At 61.3% G+C, this 16,765-nt stretch carries 15 protein-coding genes; 14 read left to right on the top strand and 1 reads right to left on the bottom strand.

Going from position 1 to position 16,765, the window contains the following annotated elements; all coding sequences use genetic code 11:
* Window positions 1-287, bottom strand: a 287-nt coding sequence (tssD, locus tag ACGSLL_RS27915) for a type VI secretion system tube protein TssD (protein ID WP_394501903.1), incomplete at its 3' end; no start/stop codon positions are given.
* A 612-nt stretch (window positions 288-899) separates the two neighbouring features.
* Between tssD and ACGSLL_RS27910 the strand changes: the two genes are divergently transcribed.
* The 14 genes from ACGSLL_RS27910 (at window position 900) to ACGSLL_RS27845 (ending at window position 16,520) form a co-directional block, all read left to right on the top strand.
* Window positions 900-2,522: a methyl-accepting chemotaxis protein gene (locus ACGSLL_RS27910; protein WP_394508645.1), complete on the top strand. Its 1,623-nt coding sequence runs from the start codon at window positions 900-902 to the stop codon at window positions 2,520-2,522.
* Window positions 2,522-3,058, top strand: coding sequence for a chemotaxis protein CheW (locus ACGSLL_RS27905; RefSeq protein ID WP_394508644.1), 537 nt, complete (start codon window positions 2,522-2,524; stop codon window positions 3,056-3,058). Before ACGSLL_RS27910 ends, ACGSLL_RS27905 begins: the two co-directional genes overlap by 1 nt.
* Entirely contained in the window at window positions 3,055-4,329 is a 1,275-nt protein-coding gene (locus ACGSLL_RS27900) for a CheR family methyltransferase (protein WP_394508643.1), read from the top strand. The genes ACGSLL_RS27905 and ACGSLL_RS27900 overlap by 4 nt, the downstream gene beginning before the upstream one ends.
* Window positions 4,326-5,009 carry a chemotaxis protein CheW gene (locus ACGSLL_RS27895; RefSeq protein WP_394508642.1) on the top strand — a complete coding sequence of 228 codons (684 nt, stop codon included), beginning with the start codon at window positions 4,326-4,328 and terminating at the stop codon, window positions 5,007-5,009. Before ACGSLL_RS27900 ends, ACGSLL_RS27895 begins: the two co-directional genes overlap by 4 nt.
* On the top strand, window positions 5,006-7,288 hold the full coding sequence (locus tag ACGSLL_RS27890; RefSeq protein ID WP_394508641.1) for a hybrid sensor histidine kinase/response regulator: 2,283 nt from the start codon (window positions 5,006-5,008) through the stop codon (window positions 7,286-7,288). Before ACGSLL_RS27895 ends, ACGSLL_RS27890 begins: the two co-directional genes overlap by 4 nt.
* Window positions 7,285-8,295 (top strand): chemotaxis response regulator protein-glutamate methylesterase, encoded by a 1,011-nt coding sequence (gene cheB, locus ACGSLL_RS27885; RefSeq protein ID WP_394508640.1) that lies wholly within the window; start codon window positions 7,285-7,287, stop codon window positions 8,293-8,295. The genes ACGSLL_RS27890 and cheB overlap by 4 nt, the downstream gene beginning before the upstream one ends.
* Before the next feature lie 48 nt (window positions 8,296-8,343).
* A complete protein-coding gene (locus ACGSLL_RS27880; RefSeq protein WP_394508639.1) occupies window positions 8,344-9,345 on the top strand; it encodes a diguanylate cyclase domain-containing protein in 1,002 nt (333 codons plus the stop codon).
* Window positions 9,346-9,582: 237 nt separating this feature from the next.
* Window positions 9,583-10,678, top strand: a protein-coding gene (gene prfB / locus ACGSLL_RS27875) for a peptide chain release factor 2 (protein WP_157720869.1) whose coding sequence is annotated in 2 segments (ribosomal slippage) — window positions 9,583-9,654 and window positions 9,656-10,678 — 1,095 coding nt in all. Because the reading frame shifts where the segments join, the coding sequence is not laid out codon by codon here.
* A gap of 115 nt (window positions 10,679-10,793) precedes the next feature.
* Window positions 10,794-12,296 carry a lysine--tRNA ligase gene (gene lysS, locus ACGSLL_RS27870; protein ID WP_090281964.1) on the top strand — a complete coding sequence of 501 codons (1,503 nt, stop codon included), beginning with the start codon at window positions 10,794-10,796 and terminating at the stop codon, window positions 12,294-12,296.
* Between the two features lie 105 nt (window positions 12,297-12,401).
* Complete coding sequence (locus tag ACGSLL_RS27865; RefSeq protein ID WP_093104335.1) at window positions 12,402-13,115, top strand: TetR/AcrR family transcriptional regulator; 714 nt, start codon at window positions 12,402-12,404, stop codon at window positions 13,113-13,115.
* A gap of 155 nt (window positions 13,116-13,270) precedes the next feature.
* Window positions 13,271-13,825 carry a hypothetical protein gene (locus tag ACGSLL_RS27860; protein ID WP_394508638.1) on the top strand — a complete coding sequence of 185 codons (555 nt, stop codon included), beginning with the start codon at window positions 13,271-13,273 and terminating at the stop codon, window positions 13,823-13,825.
* A 59-nt stretch (window positions 13,826-13,884) separates the two neighbouring features.
* On the top strand, window positions 13,885-15,135 hold the full coding sequence (locus ACGSLL_RS27855; RefSeq protein WP_172833349.1) for a flavohemoglobin expression-modulating QEGLA motif protein: 1,251 nt from the start codon (window positions 13,885-13,887) through the stop codon (window positions 15,133-15,135).
* A 153-nt stretch (window positions 15,136-15,288) separates the two neighbouring features.
* On the top strand, window positions 15,289-16,194 hold the full coding sequence (locus ACGSLL_RS27850; protein WP_394508637.1) for an alpha/beta hydrolase: 906 nt from the start codon (window positions 15,289-15,291) through the stop codon (window positions 16,192-16,194).
* A complete protein-coding gene (locus ACGSLL_RS27845) occupies window positions 16,191-16,520 on the top strand; it encodes a hypothetical protein (RefSeq protein WP_093104328.1) in 330 nt (109 codons plus the stop codon). The genes ACGSLL_RS27850 and ACGSLL_RS27845 overlap by 4 nt, the downstream gene beginning before the upstream one ends.
* Window positions 16,521-16,765 lie beyond the last annotated feature (245 nt).

Here is a 16,765-nt window from a genome sequence, read left to right as displayed (position 1 = left end):
ATAACGATTTCGCTCATGCGCTCGCCGGAAGTCAGTGCTGCTTGCAGCAGTGGCGAAGCCTTGTCGTAGACCTTGGTGATCACAACTGGCTTGTGAACGCGCTGACCGGTTGGCTGACCGGATTGCGGGTCACGCGGGATGATCACGTCGTGGGTGAAAGCCTGAACCATGACCTGGTCTTCGTGGCCTTCCTGGTAGGTGTTGCCTACGGAGTCAGCGGTGAATGCGCCTGCAGTGATCAGGCCTTGTTTTTCGCCGGTAACCGACATGTACGCTGGTGTTGCCATGGGGTGCTCTCCTTGCGGATAAATTTAAGGTGCCCGGGAGGCGAAATCGCCCGGTGGGTGACTGAGTGTTATCAAGGAGCGTGCCAGGTTTTTTGAAGTGCCCGGGGGGCGGGAGCGGAGTGGTGGTTGTGGATCAGTCGGGGCGGGTTTCAGCGTGGAAATCAGAAGAAAGTGCGCAAGAAGTTGCGCAGTGCTGCGCAACTTCTTGCGCACTTGGCTGCAGGCCTTGCCCGGCATGATCTGCAGAGGATTTACCCTGTGAAATATTACGACCAACTGCGCAACTTCTTGCGCAGTTGGGTATTTGCCGAGACCGTGGTGCCTGCTTCGCGAGCAGGCTCGCTCCTACAATGGATTAGTGTGTTGCTCCGGCGCTGGCGTCCATCGCGAAACCTGTGGGAGCGAGCCTGCTCGCGAAGGCGTCACTTCAGGCAAAACATTGGTGACTGACCCACCGCTATCGCCAGCAGGCTGGCTCACAGGGTTGGTGGTTGGCCTTGGGTTCGAGCCAGCCAAAGGGACGCGGCGCAGGAGGGTTAAAAAGCGTCTTATAAATGAAACAGCGCGCTCGGCTATACTCCCCGCATTTCGATCAGGCACCGAGGAATCACTGTGAAGAACTGGACGTTGCGCCAACGCATTTTGGCGAGCTTTGCGGTGATTATCGCGATCATGCTGATGATGGTGGTGCTCTCTTATTCACGGCTGTTGAAGATCGAGGCCAGTGAAAACAGCGTGCGCGACGATGCCATTCCCGGTGTTTACTACAGCTCGATGATTCGCGGCGCGTGGGTCGACAGTTATTTGCAGACCCAGGAATTGCTGGGCCTGAAGGAAGGGCAGGGCATTTCCAGTGAAGACGCTGCCGACTACAAGGCCTTCGAAACTCGCCTGCAAGAGCAGATGGCCAACTATCGCAAGACCATGGCGACCGAAGAGGACCGCTCCGAGTTCGCCCTGTTCGAGAAGTATCATGACGCCTACATCCAGGTTCAGGATGCCGTGCTCGACCTGCACCGGCGCAATCTTGAGGCCGAGGCGATCAAGCTGTTCACCGAAAAACTGACCCCGGCCTGGTACACCGGGCGCATGAAACTCAACGACATCATCGGCGAGAACAAGGTCGTCGCCGACAATGCCATGGCCAATATCGATGATGCCGTGGCCGCCGCCAAAGTCAGCATGATCATTTCCCTGCTGGTGGCCGTGCTGGCCGCCGGCCTGTGCGGTCTGTTGCTGATGCGCGCGATCATGGCGCCGATGAACCGCATCGTGACGATCCTTGAAATCATGCGTACCGGTGACCTCAGCTCGCGCCTGAACCTTGATCGCAAAGACGAATTCGGCGCGGTCGAAACCGGCTTCAACGATATGATGACCGAGTTGACCTCGCTGGTTTCCCAGGCGCAGCGTTCGTCGGTGCAGGTGACCACCTCGGTGACCGAAATCGCCGCCACCTCCAAGCAACAGCAAGCCACCGCCACCGAAACCGCCGCGACCACCACCGAGATCGGCGCGACCTCGCGGGAGATTGCCGCGACCTCGCGAGACCTGGTGCGCACCATGACCGAAGTGTCGACGGCTGCCGATCAGGCCTCGGTGCTCGCCGGCTCCGGCCAGCAAGGCCTGGCGCGCATGGAAGACACCATGCACTCGGTGATGGGCGCGGCCGATCTGGTCAATGCCAAACTGGCGATCCTCAACGAGAAGGCCGGCAACATCAATCAGGTGGTCGTCACCATCGTCAAAGTCGCCGACCAGACCAATCTGCTGTCGCTCAACGCTGCCATCGAAGCCGAGAAGGCGGGTGAATACGGGCGTGGGTTTGCCGTGGTCGCCACCGAGGTGCGGCGTCTGGCCGACCAGACCGCTGTCGCCACTTACGACATTGAACAAATGGTCCGCGAGATCCAGTCGGCGGTGTCGGCCGGGGTGATGGGCATGGACAAATTCTCTGAGGAAGTGCGTCGCGGCATGTCCGAAGTGCAGCAGGTCGGCGAGCAGTTGTCGCAGATCATCCATCAGGTGCAGGCGCTGGCGCCGCGGGTGTTGATGGTCAATGAAGGCATGCAGGCCCAGGCCACCGGTGCCGAGCAGATCAACCATGCGTTGGTGCAATTGGGTGACGCCAGCAGCCAGACCGTCGAGTCGCTGCGCCAGGCCAGTTTCGCCATCGACGAACTGAGCCAGGTGGCCGTCGGGCTGCGCAGCGGCGTTTCGCGATTCAAAGTCTGATGAACGAAGTCATCGCCAAGCGCGGTGTTGCGCCAGTGACGAAACCGGCATTGTTCCTGCTGTTTCGCATCGGCAGCGAACGTTACGCCCTGCGCGCCACCGAAGTGGCGGAAGTCTTGCCGCGCGTGGCGTTGAAGCCGATTGCCCGGGCGCCGCAATGGGTCGCCGGGGTGTTTGCCTATCGCGGTGCGGTGGTGCCGGTCATCGACCTCAGTGCCTTGACCTTCGGCCAGCCTGCCGAGGCGCGCACCAGCACGCGGCTGGTGCTGGTCAACTATCGCCCGGATGACGCCGAGTCCGCGCAGTGGCTCGGGCTGATTCTCGAGCAGGCGACCGATACCCTGCGTTGCCATCCTGAAGATTTTCAGCCTTACGGCCTGGATAACCGCGAGGCACCGTACCTCGGTCCGGTGCGCGAAGACGCCCAGGGGCTGGTGCAGTGGGTGCGGGTCAATGACTTGCTCGACGAGTCGGTGCGCGCCTTGCTGTTCCCCGATCCGCCGCGTGACCCGGCGCAGCTTGAGGCGCAGGCATGAGCGGCGATCAGCGGTTTTTCGATTTTCTCAAAGAGCGCATCGGCCTCGATGTGACCTCGGTCGGCCCGGCGATCATCGAGCGTGCCGTGCGTCAGCGCACCACGCTTTCGCAGGCGGCTGATAACGATGATTACTGGCGATTGCTGCAAGGCTCGCGAGATGAACAGCAGGCGCTGATCGAAGCGGTGATCGTGCCGGAGACGTGGTTTTTCCGTTATCCGGAATCCTTTGCCACGCTGGGCAAACTGGCGCGCACCCGCCTTAAGGAACTGAACAACATGCGCGCTCTGCGCATTCTCAGCCTGCCGTGTTCCACCGGCGAAGAACCCTATTCGATTGCCATGGCCCTGCTCGATGCCGGATTGCAGCCGCATCAATTCAAGGTCGATGGCATGGACGTCAGCCCGCTTTCGGTAGAGAAGGCGCGGCGTGCGTTGTATGGCAAGAACTCGTTTCGCGGCCAGGATCTGGATTTCCGCGAACGGCATTTTTTCGCCGAGCAGGATGGCCATCGGGTCAACGAAAACGTGCGTGAACAGGTGCGCTTGCAGGTCGGCAATGTGCTCGATCCAGCACTTTTGGCCAGTGAGCCGGCGTTCGATTTTGTGTTCTGCCGCAACTTGCTGATCTACTTCGACCAGCCAACCCAGAAGCAGGTGTTTGAAGTGCTCAAGCGCCTGACGCATTTCGACGGCGTGCTGTTTATCGGCCCGGCCGAGGGCAGTCTGCTCGGCCGCCTGGGCATGCGCTCGATCGGCATTCCCCAGTCGTTCGCGTTCAGTCGTCACAGCGAACCGCACCCCGAGCCGTTGCCGACACCGAAACCGATCGCCGTGCCAATCAGCCAAGCGCTGCGCAATCCGCCGCCTGCGCCGGTTGTGCGCAATCGCCCGTTTGCTGCCGTGACGCCCTTGCCGACCGTTCCGAAAGCGGCGAATCAGGACGCCGCGACCTTGCTGGCGCACATCGCTGCGCTGGCCAACGAAGGCAAAAGTGCCGAAGCCCGCGCTGCTTGCGAACAGTACCTGCGCAGCCATGAGCCAGTGGCGCAGGTGTTCTACTGGCTCGGCCTGCTCAGCGATGTCGCCGGCCTGACCCTCGAAGCCCAGGGTTTCTATCGCAAGGCGCTGTATCTCGAACCGCAACACCCCGAAGCGTTGATGCACCTGGCGGCGTTGCTGCAGGCCCAGGGCGATACGGCGGGTGCCCGACGATTGCAGGAGCGTGCCGCCCGCAGCGGCCGCACCGCCGACAGTGAGCGCAAACGATGATCGCGTCCGACTCTTTCAATGTCACCCACGAAGACGCCCGCGCCATCGACGATTGCTGGAATCGCATCGGCATTCATGGCGACAAGTCCTGCCCGCTGCTCGAAGAACACATTCATTGCCGCAACTGCTCGGTGTATTCCGCCGCCGCCACGCGCCTGCTCGACCGGTATGCCTTGCAGCAGGACCAGCGCGACCCGGTGGCCAGCGCCGTGGAGACGGACGTAAAGACCCGCTCGCTGCTGATGTTCCGCCTCGGCGAAGAATGGCTGGGACTGGCCACGCGCAGTCTGGTGGAAGTCGCGCCGATGCAGGCCATTCACTCGCTGCCGCATCAGCGCTCGCGGGCTCTGCTGGGCGTGGCCAACGTGCGCGGAGCGCTGGTGGCGTGCCTGTCGCTGGTCGAATTGCTCGATCTGGATGCCAATGCCGCGCCGGCCACCGGAGCGCGGATCATGCCGCGCATGCTGATCATCGCCGCCCATGGCGGGCCGGTGGTGGTGCCGGTGGACGAGGTCGACGGCATTCATGCCATTGACGAGCGCATCCTTGCGGCGGCGTCGCAATCCGCTGCACAAGCCAGCGCCAAATACACTCGCGGTGTCCTGCAATTTCGCGGTCGCAGCTTGCGCTGGCTCGACGAAGAACAGCTGCTGTCCGCCGTGACCCGGAGCCTGACATGACCCCCGAGCAAATGCGCGACGCCTCGCTGCTCGAGCTTTTCAGCCTTGAAGCCGAGGCCCAGACCCAGGTCCTCAGCGCCGGGTTGCTGGCGCTGGAACGTAATCCGACCCAGGCCGATCACCTCGAATCGTGCATGCGCGCGGCGCACTCGCTCAAAGGCGCGGCGCGGATCGTCGGCATCGACAGCGGCGTCAGCGTCGCGCATGTCATGGAAGATTGCCTGGTCAGCGCGCAGGAAGGGCGCCTGCTGCTGCGTCCCGAGCATATCGACGCGTTGTTGCAGGGCACCGATTTGCTCATGCGCATCGCCACGCCGGCGAACGCGCCGCAACCGCCCGATATCGAAGCTTATGTAGCGTTGATGGCGCGGTTGCTCGATCCGTCCGCAGCTCCGGCACCCGCGCCTGTCGCCGCGCCGCCGATGGCCGAGCTGCAGCTTGAGCCAGCGCCAATACCTGCGCCCTCCGTGGAAACGCCAGTCGAAATTGCCGAACCGGCACCGCGCAAAAGCAAACGCACCACGGAAGGTGGCGAGCGCGTCTTGCGGGTGACCGCCGAACGCCTGAACAGCCTGCTCGATCTGTCGAGCAAATCGCTGGTGGAAACCCAGCGGCTCAAGCCGCATCTGGCGACCATGCAGCGCCTCAAACGCATGCAGAACAACGGCCTGCGCGCGCTGGAAAACCTCAACGTGCACCTCAAGGAACACGCCTTGAGCCTTGAGGCGCTGGAAGCCCTCGAAGACGCGCGCCGTTTGCTCGCCGAATCGCAACAACTGCTCAGCGAGAAAAACGCTGAACTGGATGAATTCGCCTGGCAGGCCAGCCAACGCGCGCAAGTGCTCTACGATACCGCGCTGGCCTGTCGCATGCGTCCTTTCGCCGACGTCCTCAGCGGCCAGGTGCGCATGGTCCGCGACCTGGGGCGAAGCCTGGGTAAACAGGTGCGTCTGGAGATCGAGGGTGAGAAAACCCAGGTCGACCGCGACGTACTGGAAAAGCTCGAAGCGCCGCTCACGCACTTGTTGCGCAACGCGGTCGATCACGGCATCGAAACGCCCGAACAACGCCTGCTTCAAGGCAAGCCGGAAGAAGGCCTGATTCGCCTGCGCGCCTCGCATCAGGCCGGTTTGCTGGTGCTGGAACTGAGTGACGACGGCAACGGTGTCGACCTGGAAAAAGTCCGCCGCAGCATCGTCGAACGGCAGTTATCCCCAGCCGAAACCGCTGCGCAATTGAGCGAGGACGAACTGCTGACCTTCCTGTTCCTGCCCGGCTTCAGTCTGCGCGACAAGGTCACCGAGGTGTCCGGTCGCGGCGTCGGCCTCGATGCGGTGCAGCACATGGTCCGCCAGTTGCGCGGGGCCGTGGTGCTGGAGCAGACGGCGGGCGAGGGTAGTCGCTTTCATCTGGAAGTGCCGTTGACGCTGTCGGTGGTGCGCAGTCTGGTGGTGACCGTCGGTGAAGAGGCTTATGCCTTTCCGCTGGCGCACATCGAACGAATGTGCGATCTGGCTCCCGAAGACATCGTTCAAGTCGAAGGCCGCCAGCATTTCTGGCACGAAGGCCGGCATGTCGGGCTGGTCGCGGCCAGTCAGTTGCTCAATCGCCCGGCCAGCCAGAACAGCGGCGAAACCCTTAAGGTTGTGGTGATTCGCGAGCGCGATGCGATCTATGGCGTGGCGGTCGAGCGCTTTATCGGCGAACGCACGCTGGTGGTGTTGCCGCTCGATGAGCGGCTGGGCAAGGTTCAGGATATTTCCGCCGGCGCCTTGCTCGATGACGGGTCAGTGGTGCTGATTGTCGACGTCGAAGACATGCTGCGTTCGGTCGACAAGTTGCTTAACACCGGGCGCCTGGAGCGTATTGCCCGTCACGGTAACCAAGCCGCGGAAGCGGCGCGCAAGCGGGTGCTGGTGGTCGACGATTCGCTGACCGTGCGCGAGCTGCAACGCAAACTCTTGCTCAACCGTGGCTACGATGTTGCGGTAGCGGTCGACGGCATGGACGGCTGGAATGCCCTGCGTTCCGAGGACTTCGATCTGCTGATCACCGACATCGACATGCCGCGCATGGATGGCATTGAACTGGTCAGCCTGCTGCGCCGCGACAACCGCCTGCAGTCGCTGCCGGTGATGGTCGTCTCGTACAAGGACCGCGAAGAAGACCGGCGCCGTGGACTGGACGCCGGCGCCGACTATTATCTAGCTAAAGCCAGTTTTCATGACGACGCCCTGCTCGACGCAGTGGTCGAGCTCATCGGAGGAGCGCGGGCATGAGGATCGCAATCGTCAATGACATGCCGCTGGCGGTGGAGGCGCTGCGCCGGGCGCTGGCCTTCGAGCCGGCGCATCAGGTGGTCTGGGTCGCCCGCAACGGTGCCGAGGCGGTGCAACTGTGTGCTGAAAACACCCCGGACCTGATCCTGATGGACCTGATCATGCCGGTCATGGACGGCGTCGAGGCCACCCGGCGGATCATGGCCGAGACCCCGTGTGCCATCGTCATCGTCACCGTCGACCGCCAGCAGAACGTGCACCGGGTGTTCGAGGCCATGGGCCACGGCGCGCTGGATGTGGTCGATACTCCGGCGGTTGGCGGCGGCAACCCGCAGGAAGCGGCGGCGCCATTGCTGCGCAAGATCCTCAATATCGGCTGGCTGATTGGTGACAAAGCGCCACGCGCACGGCCGGCACCGACGGCTCAGCGCAGTTCGGCTTCACGCCAGCGGCTGGTGGCGATTGGTTCGTCTGCTGGCGGCCCGGCGGCATTGGAGGTTTTGCTCAAAGGCCTGCCCAGGGATTTCTCGGCGGCGATCGTGCTGGTCCAGCATGTCGACCAGGTGTTCGCCGCCGGCATGGCCGAATGGCTGGCCGGCGCCAGTGGCCTGGACGTGCGTCTGGCCCGCGAAGGCGAGCCGCCACAAAGCGGCGCGGTGCTGCTGGCCGGGACCAATCACCATATTCGCCTGCTCAAGAACGGCACGCTGGCCTACACCGCCGAACCGGTCAACGAAATCTACCGGCCCTCGATCGACGTGTTTTTCGAGAGCGTCGCCAATTACTGGAATGGTGACGCTGTCGGGGTTTTATTGACCGGGATGGGGCGCGACGGCGCGCAAGGGCTTAAGCTCATGCGCCAACAGGGTTATTTGACCATCGCCCAGGACCAGAACAGCAGTGCGGTGTACGGCATGCCCAAGGCCGCCGCGGCCATCGATGCCGCCGTGGAAATCCGTCCACTGGAAAGAATAGCGCCACGGTTGCTGGAGGTTTTCCCCAAATGAACAGGTATATCCGCAATCCTGGCCCCCGCAGCACTCAGGTGACCGCCCATGAATGATTTACAGATCGACGACATCAAAACCGACGAAAACGCCGCCATGGTGTTGTTGGTGGACGATCAGGCGATGATCGGCGAAGCGGTGCGCCGTGGGCTGTCGAGCGAAGAGAACATCGACTTCCACTTCTGCTCCGATCCGCAGCAAGCCATTGCCCAGGCCGTACGCATCAAGCCGACGGTGATCTTGCAGGACCTGGTGATGCCCGGCCTCGATGGCCTGAGTCTGGTGCGCGAATACCGCAACCATCCGGCGACCAAGGATATTCCGATCATCGTCCTGTCGACCAAGGAAGATCCACTGATCAAGAGCGCGGCGTTCTCCGCCGGCGCCAACGATTATCTGGTGAAGCTGCCCGACACCATCGAGTTGGTGGCGCGCATCCGCTATCACTCGCGTTCCTACATGACCCTGCTGCAGCGCGATGCCGCTTACCGTGCGCTGCGGGTCAGCCAGCAGCAATTGCTCGACACCAATCTGGTGCTGCAACGGCTGATGAACTCCGACGGACTGACCGGGTTGTCGAATCGCCGGCACTTCGACGAGTATCTGGAGCTGGAGTGGCGCCGCTCGTTGCGCGATCAGAGCCAGTTGTCGTTGTTGATGATCGACGTGGATTACTTCAAATCGTACAACGACAGCTTCGGCCACGTTGAGGGCGATGAAGCCTTGCGCAAGGTCGCAGCAGCCATTCGCGACGCCAGCGCGCGGCCATCCGACCTGCCGGCCCGTTATGGTGGTGAGGAGTTTGTGCTGGTGCTGCCGAATACCTCGCCGGGCGGCGCACGACTGGTGGCGGAGAAGCTGCGCCAGACCGTGGCGGCGCTGAAAATTCCGCACAACACCCCGGCGGCGGGCGACAGCCTGACCATCAGTATTGGTCTCGCGACCATGGTGCCGCAGGCGGGGACTGATTGCCGCCTGCTGATTTCGGCGGCGGACCGCGGGTTGTATCTGGCGAAGAACAATGGGCGTAATCAGGTCGGGATCGAGTAAACCACGTTGGCAATGCTATCCCCTGTGGGAGCGAGCCTGCTCGCGAAAGCGGCAGTACAGTCGACATCAATGTTGACTGAAACACCGCCTTCGCGAGCACGCTCGCTCCCACAGGGGATTTGTGCAAGTCGCTGACAAAGCACAATCACCCCCACAGCCGCCAGACGGGCTGCCGCGCCAGCCTGATTACGTTATACTCGCCGGCTTTCAAAAGTTCGCCAACGAGTGCTGCCCGTCATGGAAATCAACCCGATCCTGAACACCATCAAGGACCTGTCCGAGCGCTCCGAAACTATTCGGGGGTATCTTTGACTACGATCAAAAGCATGAGCGTCTGACCGAGGTCAATCGCGAGCTTGAAGATCCGAGTGTCTGGAACAAACCTGAATACGCCCAGGAACTGGGCCGCGAGCGCGCTGCGCTGGCGCAGATCGTCGATACGCTCGATGAACTGAACGCCGGTCTGGCCGATTGCCGCGACCTGCTGGACATGGCCGTCGAAGAAAACGACGAAGGCGCAGTCGGTGATGTTGTCGCCGAACTGGCCCGTCTCGAGGAAAGTCTGGCCAAGCTGGAATTCCGCCGCATGTTCAGCCATGAAATGGACCCGAACAACGCCTACCTGGACATCCAGGCCGGTTCCGGCGGTACCGAAGCGCAGGACTGGGCCAACATCCTGCTGCGCATGTACCTGCGCTGGGCCGACAAACGCGGTTTCGAAGCGACCATCATGGAACTGTCCGCCGGTGAAGTCGCCGGTATCAAGGGCGCGACCGTGCACATCAAGGGCGAATACGCCTTTGGCTGGCTGCGTACCGAGATCGGCGTGCACCGTCTGGTGCGCAAGAGCCCGTTCGACTCCGGCAACCGTCGCCACACCTCGTTCTCGGCGGTGTTCGTCTCGCCAGAGATCGACGACAAGGTCGAAATCGAAATCAACCCGGCAGACCTGCGCATTGACACCTATCGTTCCTCCGGTGCCGGTGGTCAGCACGTAAACACCACCGACTCGGCCGTACGTATCACCCACGTACCGACCAACACCGTGGTCAGCTGCCAGAACGAACGTTCCCAGCACGCCAACAAGGACACCGCCATGAAAATGCTGCGGGCCAAGTTGTACGAGCAGGAAATGCAGAAACGCAACGCCGCGTCGCAAGCGCTGGAAGACACCAAGTCCGATATCGGCTGGGGTCACCAGATCCGCTCTTACGTGCTCGATGCGTCGCGGATCAAGGATCTGCGCACCAACATCGAACGCAGCGATTGCGACAAGGTGCTCGACGGCGACATCGACGAGTATCTGGAAGCCAGCCTGAAATCGGGCCTGTAACAGACGCCAACACAGGATCGACCGTTTCCGCTCGATCCCTGTAGGAGCCAGCCCTGCTGGCGATCCCCGGGCCGCAAGGTCCGGGGGCAACGAACCTGATGGAATATCTAAAGACATGAGCGACCAACAACTCGACCCGCAAGCCCTGCAACAGGAAGAAAACTCCCTGATCGCCTTGCGCAAGGAAAAGCTTGCTGCCGAGCGCGCCAAGGGCAATGCCTTCCCGAACGACTTCCGCCGCGACAACTACTGCGATGCGTTGCAGAAACAGTACGCGGACAAGACCAAGGAAGAGCTGGCAGAGGCTGCAATCCCGGTCAAGGTTGCCGGTCGCATCATGCTCAACCGTGGCTCGTTCATGGTGATCCAGGACATGACCGGGCGCATCCAGGTCTACGTCAACCGCAAGACCTTGTCGGAAGAAACCCTGGCCGCGGTGAAAACCTGGGACATGGGCGACATCATTGCCGCCGAAGGCACCCTGGCGCGTTCCGGCAAGGGCGACCTGTACGTTGAAATGACCAATGTGCGTCTGCTGACCAAGTCGCTGCGCCCGCTGCCGGACAAGCACCACGGCCTGACCGACACCGAACAGCGCTACCGTCAGCGTTACGTTGACCTGATCGTCAACGAAGACGTGCGCCAGACCTTCCGCGTACGTTCGCAAGTGATCGCGCACATCCGCAGCTTCCTGATGAAGCGCGACTTCCTCGAAGTCGAAACGCCGATGCTGCAGACCATTCCTGGCGGCGCCGCGGCCAAACCGTTCGAAACCCACCACAACGCGCTGGACATGGAAATGTTCCTGCGTATCGCGCCGGAGCTGTACCTCAAGCGTCTGGTCGTCGGTGGTTTCGAGAAAGTCTTCGAGATCAACCGCAACTTCCGTAACGAAGGCGTCTCGACCCGTCACAACCCTGAATTCACCATGTTGGAGTTCTATCAGGCCTACGCCGATTATGAAGACAACATGGACCTGACCGAAGAACTGTTCCGCGAGCTGGCGCAGCTGGTATTGGGCAGCACCGATGTGCCGTACGGCGACAAGGTGTTCCACTTCGGCGAGCCGTTCGTGCGTCTGTCGGTGTTCGACTCGATCCTCAAGTACAACCCTGAGCTGACCGCCGATGATCTGAACGACATCGACAAGGCCCGCGCCATCGCCAAGAAGGCCGGCGCCAAGGTGCTGGGCTTCGAAGGTCTGGGAAAATTGCAGGTGATGATTTTCGAAGAACTGGTCGAGCACAAGCTGGAACAGCCGCACTTCATTACTCAGTACCCGTTCGAAGTATCGCCACTGGCCCGTCGCAACGACGACAACCCGAACGTCACCGACCGTTTCGAGCTGTTCATCGGCGGCCGTGAAATCGCCAACGCCTACTCCGAGTTGAACGACGCCGAAGACCAGGCCGAGCGCTTCATGGCGCAGGTGGCCGACAAGGACGCCGGCGACGACGAGGCCATGCACTACGACGCCGACTTCGTGCGTGCGCTGGAGTACGGCATGCCGCCAACGGCCGGTGAAGGCATCGGCATCGACCGTCTGGTGATGTTGCTGACCAACTCGCCGTCGATTCGCGATGTGATCCTGTTCCCGCACATGCGACCGCAAGCGTAAACGTTTCAGTTAAAAAGCCGCCTAAAACAGGCGGCTTTTTATTGCCTGTCTGGTACAAATGTATCAATTGGTTAATTTGAAATTAGTAGAGGAAGTGCTGTCGTGATGGGTGCAATAGCTCAAGAAGGTGCAGCGGGTATCGCCACTGCGGTCGCTGAAAGTGTTCAGTACCAGGGCCGCAAGGCCAGCCGACAGGGCAGTGAGCAGCGTCGCCAGGACATTCTCGACGCGGCGATGCGCATTGTCGTGCGCGACGGCGTGCGTGCCGTGCGCCACCGCGCAGTGGCGGCCGAGGCCGGTGTGCCGCTGTCGGCGACCACGTATTATTTCAAGGACATCGACGACCTGCTCACCGATACCTTCGCCCAGTACGTGGAGCGCAGCGCGGCATACATGGCCAAGCTGTGGATCAACAACGAAGGCCTGTTGCGCGAAATGGTCGTCAGCGGCGACGGCAGCCCGGAGTCACGCTCGCAACTGGCCGACGACATCGCGCGGCTGATGGCCGACTACGTGCACCGGCAACTGATCAACCGTCGCGAACATCTGATGGCCGAACAGGCGTTTCGCCAGGAAGCGCTGCTCAACCCGCGTCTGGCGATCCTGGTGCGCTCGCATCAGCAGATTCTGTTGCAGGGCACCTGCCAGTTGTTTCAGGTTTTGGGCTCGCGCGAACCGCAGCAGGATGCCAAAGTGTTGACGGCGATTATCGGACGGATGGAATATCAGGGCCTGCTCAACGACGCCGAGCCTTTGGCCGAAGAGGACATGCTTGGCATCCTGACGCGGTATATGCACCTGGTGCTGGCGTCAGTGTAATCCGCTGTTGCTTCACCCTGTGGGAGCGAGCCTGCTCGCGAATGCGGTCTGACATTCAACATCTTTTTTGCCTGACACACCGCTTTCGCGAGCAGGCTCGCTCCCACAGGGTAATGTGGCGATGTTCAGGGCCGTGTGTTCATAAGGAGTATTGAATGAAAGCCTGGCGTGGCGTGCTGATGGCCCTGTCGTTGCTGCTGCTCAGTGGCTGTCTGGTGACGTTCAAGGAGCCGCTGGCGGCCAGCGATCCGGCGCCCAAGGGCCTTCTTGGCAAGTGGTCGAGCACCAATGCCTGGGGCGAGCCGATGAATCTTGAGCTGACCCGCGTCGGCAATCACCGCTACCAGGCCGTTACCTGGTTCAAGGCCAAACCGCGCGAACGCGAAGCCTATCCGTTTACCGTGTCACGGCATGGCAACCGCTGGTATCTGTCGGCGAAAGTGCCGGCGCGTTTCGGCGGCCACTTCACCCTTGCCGGGTTCGAAATCACCGACAAGCGCGAACTGGTGATCTACAACCTCGATCTCGAGCAGATCAATCAAGCGATCAAACAGCACGCCTTCGACGGTAAGGCCTTCCAGACCGACGATGGCGACGGCGTACACGTCGACGGCAACCTCGACAAGGTCTTCGCTTACCTTGATGATCCGGCCAATTCCGATGTCTTCGTTGAAGCTGCGCGCTATCAGCGCCAGGCCAGCGCCCAATAATTCATACGTCAGGTTTTCTACAGGAGTTTCGGGTGGACGATTACCAGCAGACGATACGCATGTTGTCCGATCGCATTGTGCTGGCGCAGACGCCGATCCGCGTGCTCGATGCGGTCAAGTGGGACGAGAACGTGCGCAAGGGCTTTCTCAAGGCCAAGGGCAAGGAAATGCCCGCCATCGATCGCGACTACTACCTCAATCGGCCGCTGTCCTTCGATTCGAGCCAGGTCAAGCTGGAGTTTCAGAACATCGAGCGCGACATTACCCGCCAGCTCGGCCAGTTCAACCCGGTCGGGCAGATCATGCGGCGCATGTGCAAGGAATACCGCATGGTCGTGCGCATGCTCGAAGCGCGCGGCACCGAGGATTTCGGCCTGATTTCGCAAGAACTGTACGGCGCCGCGTCCGATGCCTTCCATGCCGGAGACCCGACCCTGGCCGACCTTGGCCTGATGATGTCCGACTACCTGAACAACATCGATGGTCGCGGCGATCTGAAAGACGAGCCGAAGATCCTCACCGCCAAGGACGCCGTACACCTGCTGCAAACCCGCTTGAACAAGGTATTCGGCGAGGCGGAGGAGACCATCCGCGTGTTCGAGTCCGACGGCATCGTCGCCGACGCGGCGGCGGGCGCCGACTACATCAAGATCCGCACCGACGCGATGTTCAACAACCGTGACGTTCGCGCACTGGAAGTTCATGAAGGGCTGGTGCATGTCGGCACTACGCTCAATGGTTTGAACCAGCCGATCTGCACGTTTCTGTCGAAAGGTCCGCCGTCGTCGACGGTGACCCAGGAAGGTCTGGCAATCCTGATGGAAATCATCACGTTCGCCTCCTACCCGAGTCGCCTGCGCAAACTGACCAACCGGACCCGTGCGATTCACATGGTCGAGGAGGGCGCGGACTTTTTGCAGGTGTTCGAGTTTTTCCGCGAGCAAGGCTTCGAAATGGCGGAAAGCTATGGCAATGCCAGTCGGGTGTTCCGCGGTTCGACGCCGACCGGTCTGCCATTCACCAAAGACTTGTCCTACCTCAAGGGCTTCATCATGGTTTACAACTACATTCAGTTGGCCGTGCGCAAAGGCAAGCTCGAGCAGATTCCGCTGTTGTTCTGCGGCAAGACCACGCTGGAAGACATGCGTACCCTGCGCCAGTTGGTGGACGAGGGGCTGGTGGTGCCGCCCAAGTATCTGCCGGATCAGTTCCGCGATCTGAATGCGTTGTCGGCGTGGATGTGCTTCTCCAACTTCCTCAACCACTTGAGCCTGGATCGGATCGAAGCGGACTACTCCAATATCCTCTGACCGCCCGACACCGAACCCCTGTGGGAGCGAGCCTGCTCGCGAATGCGATTTCATATTCAACATTAATGTTGACTGACACACCGCTTTCGCGAGCAGGCTCGCTCCCACAGTTTTGATTTGTGTTAAGCCCCTATTTTTGCGAGGTTTCACCGGATGAGAATCCTCGGCATTCTTTGCCTGCTTCTGACCCTTGGCGGCTGCAGTTCGCTGCTGTTCTACCCCGAACCGGGCCAGGTCTTCACCCCGGAAAAAGCCAAACTCGACTACCGCACGGTCACGCTGGTCACTGCCGATGGCCTGAAACTAAACGCTTGGTGGCTGCCGGCCAAACCCGGCGTGGAAGTCAAAGGCACGGTGCTGCATCTGCACGGCAACGGCGGCAACCTGCCAATGCATCTCGGCGGCAGTTGGTGGTTGCCGAAAAACGGCTATCAAGTGCTGCTGGTGGATTATCGCGGGTACGGCTTGTCCGAAGGCAAGCCGAGCCTGCCAGCGATCTACCAGGACATCGACGCCGCATTCGCCTGGCTGGACCAGTCCCCGGAAGTCAAAGGCAAACCGCTGGTGCTGCTCGGGCAAAGTCTCGGTGGCGCGATGGCAGTGCATTGGCTGGTGCAGCATCCCGAGCGGCAGAAACAGCTCAAGGCTCTGGTGCTCGACGGTGTGCCCGCCAGTTATCGCAGCGTCGGCCAGTATGCGCTGAGCACGTCGTGGCTGACCTGGCCGTTGCAGGTGCCGCTGTCGTGGCTGGTGCCGGACGGGGACAGCGCGATCAAGTCGATGGCGCAACTCACCGGCGTGCCGAAACTGATTTTCCACAGCATCGACGATCCGCTGGTGCCGATGGCCAATGGCATCCGTCTGTATCAAGCGGCGCCGCCACCGCGGGTGCTGCAACTGACCCGCGGGGGTCATGTGCAGACCTTCGGCGACCCGGTGTGGCAGCAGGTGATGCTGCGTTATTTCGACGACCCCGAGCATTTCAACGGCCTGCGCCGCCTCGGCGAAATCCCCAATTACCCGTCGCCTCCGAATTCTGAAGATGAGAACCCGCAATGACTGAAGAACGTAACGCCATCCCGCTGATCATCACCGGTATCTGCAGCATCCTCGGCACCGTCGGGGCGCTGTGGTACTACGGCTACCTGCACTTCGCAAAACCCGAGGATGCGTTGCTGCTCAACGAGTTCACCATGCTCAAGACCGTGCCCGGTGAGGACTACAAACTATCGCTGACTCCCGCGCCGCAAGTGGCGCAGTGCATTGACGGGGTATTGGTGCTGTTTGATACCGAGCAGAAAGGCCTGACCGGGGTGCTGGTCAATGCGCAGAAGAAGGCTGTGCGGTGCATGGGTGAAGAGACGCCGCAGAAGCTGCAAGAGTGATTTTGCAGGCCCAGCCCTCACCCTAACCCTCTCCCAGAGGGAGAGGGGACTGACCGAGGTGTTCTTTCGCTATCGATCGACCTGAAAGACCAGGTCGATTATGGATTCACCGCAAATTTTCCCGCCGGCAGATCTCCACGACATCCCCCAATCGGCTCCCTCTCCCTCCGGGAGAGGGCTGGGGTGAGGGGCCGCGATCTCAGCCCGCACAAAAAAGCCCCGCCTGAACCGAATCAAGCGGGGCT

The organism is Pseudomonas retamae (assembly GCF_043496865.1).
GTDB classification, from domain to species: Bacteria; Pseudomonadota; Gammaproteobacteria; order Pseudomonadales; family Pseudomonadaceae; genus Aquipseudomonas; species Aquipseudomonas retamae.
Note: the sequence above shows the minus strand (reverse complement) of the source record. Positions and strands in the feature narration are given on the sequence as shown.

What these genes read in the sequence shown, in the direction of transcription:
- ACGSLL_RS27845 (WP_093104328.1), top strand. Translation starts at nt 16,191, where the DNA reads ATGACTGAAGAACGTAACGCCATCCCGCTGATCATCACCGGTATCTGC.
- ACGSLL_RS27900 (WP_394508643.1), top strand. Translation starts at nt 3,055, where the DNA reads ATGAGCGGCGATCAGCGGTTTTTCGATTTTCTCAAAGAGCGCATCGGC.
- ACGSLL_RS27895 (WP_394508642.1), top strand. Translation starts at nt 4,326, where the DNA reads ATGATCGCGTCCGACTCTTTCAATGTCACCCACGAAGACGCCCGCGCC.
- ACGSLL_RS27860 (WP_394508638.1), top strand. Translation starts at nt 13,271, where the DNA reads ATGAAAGCCTGGCGTGGCGTGCTGATGGCCCTGTCGTTGCTGCTGCTC.
- lysS (WP_090281964.1), top strand. Translation starts at nt 10,794, where the DNA reads ATGAGCGACCAACAACTCGACCCGCAAGCCCTGCAACAGGAAGAAAAC.
- cheB (WP_394508640.1), top strand. Translation starts at nt 7,285, where the DNA reads ATGAGGATCGCAATCGTCAATGACATGCCGCTGGCGGTGGAGGCGCTG.
- ACGSLL_RS27880 (WP_394508639.1), top strand. Translation starts at nt 8,344, where the DNA reads ATGAATGATTTACAGATCGACGACATCAAAACCGACGAAAACGCCGCC.
- ACGSLL_RS27855 (WP_172833349.1), top strand. Translation starts at nt 13,885, where the DNA reads ATGTTGTCCGATCGCATTGTGCTGGCGCAGACGCCGATCCGCGTGCTC.
- ACGSLL_RS27850 (WP_394508637.1), top strand. Translation starts at nt 15,289, where the DNA reads ATGAGAATCCTCGGCATTCTTTGCCTGCTTCTGACCCTTGGCGGCTGC.
- ACGSLL_RS27905 (WP_394508644.1), top strand. Translation starts at nt 2,522, where the DNA reads ATGAACGAAGTCATCGCCAAGCGCGGTGTTGCGCCAGTGACGAAACCG.
- ACGSLL_RS27890 (WP_394508641.1), top strand. Translation starts at nt 5,006, where the DNA reads ATGACCCCCGAGCAAATGCGCGACGCCTCGCTGCTCGAGCTTTTCAGC.
- ACGSLL_RS27865 (WP_093104335.1), top strand. Translation starts at nt 12,402, where the DNA reads ATGGGTGCAATAGCTCAAGAAGGTGCAGCGGGTATCGCCACTGCGGTC.